The organism is Microvirga sp. Mcv34, from assembly GCF_024519725.1.
In the GTDB taxonomy this organism is placed as follows: domain Bacteria; phylum Pseudomonadota; class Alphaproteobacteria; order Rhizobiales; family Beijerinckiaceae; genus Microvirga.
Genome location: NZ_JALJRK010000168.1, coordinates 1 through 4,692 on the forward strand (window position 1 = coordinate 1; position 4,692 = coordinate 4,692).

A 4,692-nucleotide genomic window follows, 5' to 3' on the forward strand; every position below is an offset into this window, starting at 1 on the left:
CAGCATCGCACAGCCCACCAGATTTCGGAATCACCCGTCAGTGACACAACACTAGGGAGTTTGTAGCTGCAAACCGGCAATGTAGTCATCAACAACGCATCGATTTTGCAGGGAAGGGGGCTTCTAGACCATCATCGGCAGGTCGAACACTCGCTAGTTTGTAGTTGCAAACCAAGTCCCTTTACGGCACGCCCGCCTCGCCGCTTAAGCAACAAAGTTTCGTTACCTGTCGCACTGATTATATCTGGCTCGCTAACCACGTCTGATGTGCAGGCAACGTGCAGAGGACCTAAACTGCAACTCTCGTGACCAGTTAGCAAGACCTAGTTTGCAGCTACAAACTGCCTATTCGTCGCCAAGGCGCGCATAGGATGGCGTCTCGATAAAAAAATCTCAGCCAGACTGGTAATGTTAACAAATTGGAAAGGATTTCAGGGCCAACTACGGAAACAGCAAATTTTTTGGCCCGTTTCCGTATCCATGAGGAATGCCATGGCTCTCGCGCAGCAGAAAACCGAGGGACTCGTCGATGAATCCCAGTGGGTGGATGAACTGATTGGCATTCATGCAAGGGATCTCTCCAAGCAGCTTCAATCCCAACGCCTTGCTCTCTATCCGCCGCTCGCTCGCAAAACACTTCGCAAGTTCACGTCTGGTGAGGCTGCCAAGATCCTCGGTGTTGCTGACGCCTACCTGCGTCAACTCTCCTTGGAAGGGAAGGGGCCTCAGGCCGAGATGCTGCCGAATGGGAGGAGGCAGTATAGCTTGGAAGACCTTCACGCACTTCGGCAGTACCTTGATGAGACAGGCAAGTCCGACCGGCGCTACATGAAGCACCGAACCGGAAACGAGCATCTGCAGGTCATTTCCTGCGTAAACTTCAAGGGTGGAAGCGGAAAGACAACTACCTCTGCGCATCTCGCTCAATATCTTGCCCTGCAAGGTTACCGAGTCTTGGCTGTCGATCTCGACCCTCAGGCAAGCCTCTCAGCACTCCATGGAATCCAGCCAGAATTCGACCTAGATCCGAACCAGACTCTCTACGGATCGATCCGCTACGATGGGGAGCAGCGCCATCCGGAGGAGATCATCCGGAAAACCTACTTCCCCGGCCTCGATATAATCCCGGCGAATCTTGAACTCATGGAGTTCGAGCACGAGACGCCTAAGGCGCTGATGGATCGGCAGAACCCATCGACGCCCTTCTTTAAGCGCATCGGCATGAGCCTCAAAGCAGTGGAGGAGAGATATGACGTTGTCGTAATCGATTGCCCACCGCAACTCGGGTTCCTCACGCTTGCGGCGCTCAGCGCCTCCACGTCGATGGTCGTGACTGTTCATCCCCAGATGCTCGATGTTATGTCGATGTGCCAATTCCTGACGATGGCCTCCGAAATGCTTCGCGTCGTCCGGGAAAATGGCAGCAGCATGAAGTACGATTTCACTCGTTACTTGATCACTAGGTTCGAACCAGGCGACGGGCCTCAGAGTCAAATGGTCGATTTCATGCGTACGATGTTCGGACAGCACGTTCTGACGAACGCTATGCTAAAGAGCACCGCGATTTCGGACGCCGGTCTGACGAAGCAAACCATCTATGAGGTGTCACGAGAGCAATTCACGAAATCCACATTCGACCGCGCGATCGATGCGATGAACAATGTGAACAGCGAGATTGAATCACTAATCAAACAGGCCTGGGGGAGGGTCTAATGGCACGGGACTTGCAGGCGATTTTGAAAGCTAGCCTGGAACAAACCGACGAGGGAGAAAGCCCCAAGGCGGTTGTCCAGATGCCAAAGCAACCGCAGCCGACCGTTGACGAGAAACGTTCAAGGTTCGCTGCGATGATGTCTGAAGGCCGTGCTCCTGTAGGCGCGATGGGAGCCGCCCTTGAGAACATGAAGGGGCAATCGGAGGCTGAGATTGCAGCTCTTAAAGCTCAGATCGAGTCTGGCCACACCGTTGTTGAGATCGAAACCGACAAGATCGATGGGTCCTTTGTATCCGACCGAATGGACAGATCAGATGACGCCTTGGCTAGTCTGAAGGAGCAGATTAAGAGCCACGGGCAAATCGTCCCCATCCTTGTGCGACCTCACCCAGAGATCGTGGGGCGGTACCAGATTGCATTTGGTCATCGCCGCGTTGCCGCCGCGGCAGCCTTGGGCATCAAGGTCAGAGCCGTCATCAGAGATCTGAGCGACGAAGATCTGGTGATTGCCCAAGGGCAGGAGAACAACGAGCGTCTGGATCTGTCCTACATTGAGCGGGCACGTTTTGCAGCAACCCTTGAGGAGCGCAAGTTCACACGCACAACGATTATGGCAGCTCTTTCTGTCAGGAAGGGTGATCTATCGTCGCTTGTGTCCATCGCAACCAAGATCCCTGCAGACATCATCGATGCAATTGGGCGTGCGCCAGGCATTGGAAGGCCGAGGTGGTTGGACTTCCTTGCACTTATTCTGGAGGCTAACGGCGTCGACCGAGCCCGTGAAATCATCAAGAAACCAGACTTTCTGAAACTCGAGTCCGACGAGAGATTCCTGACGCTCTTCGCGAAACTGTCAAAGAAGGAGCGTGTAGCCCCACAGAATTTGCCCTCAGAGTTCAGCTTCTGGAAGGATCCGGATGGGCGTCGTCTCGCAAAAGTCAATGATACAGAGACGAAGTACACCCTGCAGATCGATAAAAGCATCGATCCGGAATTTGGTTCATTCGTCTTCTCAAAACTAGACGAGCTCTACGCAACTTACAAAGCCAACAAGCAGTGATGCCTTGGGGCAGGACCTCGGTGTTCTGCCCCTTCTGTGTTGCGCCCGTCCTCAAGGGTCATTCTGGCATTACGCAATGCGCTGATTTGTCAAAAATGTGGAACTGATCCGAGCAGTAGTAGGTGACCACCAATCTAATTGCAGGCGCAAGAGGGGAGGATGCCGCAGAAATGTCAATCATGCCCAGCGGGCTGTACAAAGATGGAAAAGGCATTCAATCGATCGTTTGAAGACGTCTTTTAATCCAATTCGCTAACCAGTGCACATGGGAAGGGCTTCCCCACGACGGGCGAAAATGCTTTGAAAACAAAGGTTTTAGCGGAGCGGCGGACGACAAGAGGCCGACACAAGTCTCCGCGATCAGATCCCAATCGAAGCCACTTACGATACCGTTCGAGAAAATAGCGCGCGCCCTAAGGCCACGCCGTAGTCAATTCCGGTTTAGCTTCCTCTGTTGTAAGCCAACCTAGCTATATCAAATGCTTAGCTGTCGTGACGGCGCGTAGCTTTCGGACTACGTGAGGTTCGGAGAACTTGAGTGAGAGAAGCCTTGCTGAGATCGATGTGGCTTCTGCTGTGATGGTGAGGGTAGGGCAGGGGACCGATAACTGCTCGCTGGATATTGACGAACAGTCGGAGGGGGAGGGCAGGTCAGGAACGAAGAGCGGACCTTCACAAGGCCAAGCTGAAGGGCAGTTCGTGACCCAGAGCCGACTCTAGCTCGCCCGCGATGATATGGATCATCACAACGGGGTTTTGGGGGTGATGTCACGGTAACTCTTGGTCAGCAGCTTGTGGCCTAATAGCTGCGGCATGACCAAGCCCGTCAGCTACAAGCGCCATCGCTTTCCGCCCCAGATCATCGCCCATGCTGTTTGGTTGTACTTCCGGTTTCCTCTGAGCCTCAGGCTCGTCGAGGAGATGCTGCTCGAGCGCGGCATCGTCGTCTCCTATGAGACGATCCGGCGCTGGGGTAAGAAGTTCGGACCAGAGTATGCCCGGCGCCTCCGCCGTAAGCCGCCACGCCCGACTGACATTTGGCATCTGGATGAAGTAGTTGTCAACATCGCCGGCAGGAAACACTGGCTCTGGCGGGCTGTCGACCAGGACGGCTATGTGCTCGATGAGATCGTCCAGGGTCGACGCGATACCAAGGCGGCCAAGCGCCTGCTGACCCGGCTAATGAAGAAGCAAGGCTTGGTGCCAAAGCGCATCATCACCGACAAGCTGTCCTCATACGGAGCCGCCAGGCGCCAAGTCATGCCAGGTGTCGAGCACCGGTCCCACAAGGGCTTAAACAACAGAGCTGAGAATTCGCATCTCCCGTTGCGAAAGCGGGAGAGCATTATGCAGGGCTTCCGGTCCGCAGGAGGTCTGCAGCAGTTCACCTCAGTCTTGTCTGCCGTCAGGAACTTGTTCGTTCCGCCTCACTCATACCGGTCTGCCCTCGCCACTCACCTTCACCGCCTCCAAGCTATGGCGGCATGGAAAGCCACGGCGGGCGTACTCGCGTGAAACCCGCGAAATGGGCCCTATTGCGGCCTCTTCAGGTTACCGTGACATCACCCGCCGCGTCCTTGGTGGAGGATCTGATGCACTCCCTTCATCCGCAAGCCCGCACCACTCCAGCCGTTCGCCAGGAGATCGCCCGCTCGTCTGAGCCCACCGGCGTGCTGGCCCAGCGCTTCAGCGTCAGCCCCGAGACCATCCGCAAGTGGCGCAAGCGTGGGGCCAAGGACTGCGAGGACCACAGCAGCCGGCCGCACAAGCTGCCCTGGAAAGCCACCGACGAGGAGCGCGCCATCGTCTGTGCCCTGCGCCAGGCCACCGGCTTTCCGCTCGATGACCTGACCTTCATCGTCACGCACTTCCTGCCGCATCTCAACCGCGATGCCGTCTACCGCATCCTCAAGGCTGA

General features: G+C 55.7%; 3 protein-coding genes and 1 pseudogene. All 4 read left to right on the forward strand.

Annotated elements, in window-relative coordinates; genetic code table 11:
• Nucleotides 1–492 precede the first annotated feature (492 nt).
• Complete coding sequence (gene repA, locus OC446_RS29390) at nt 493–1,713, forward strand: plasmid partitioning protein RepA (RefSeq protein WP_262032445.1); 1,221 nt, start codon at nt 493–495, stop codon at nt 1,711–1,713.
• Entirely contained in the window at nt 1,713–2,774 is a 1,062-nt protein-coding gene (gene repB / locus OC446_RS29395; protein ID WP_262032446.1) for a plasmid partitioning protein RepB, read from the forward strand. Before repA ends, repB begins: the two co-directional genes overlap by 1 nt.
• Before the next feature lie 813 nt (nt 2,775–3,587).
• A complete protein-coding gene (locus OC446_RS29400; protein WP_262032447.1) occupies nt 3,588–4,289 on the forward strand; it encodes an IS6 family transposase in 702 nt (233 codons plus the stop codon).
• A gap of 77 nt (nt 4,290–4,366) precedes the next feature.
• Nucleotides 4,367–4,692: pseudogene (locus OC446_RS29405) on the forward strand (IS481 family transposase); the annotation flags it as partial.

Coding starts and splice junctions, on each gene's coding strand:
- OC446_RS29400 (WP_262032447.1), top strand. CDS start 3,588: ATGACCAAGCCCGTCAGCTACAAGCGCCATCGCTTTCCGCCCCAGATC.
- repB (WP_262032446.1), top strand. CDS start 1,713: ATGGCACGGGACTTGCAGGCGATTTTGAAAGCTAGCCTGGAACAAACC.
- repA (WP_262032445.1), top strand. CDS start 493: ATGGCTCTCGCGCAGCAGAAAACCGAGGGACTCGTCGATGAATCCCAG.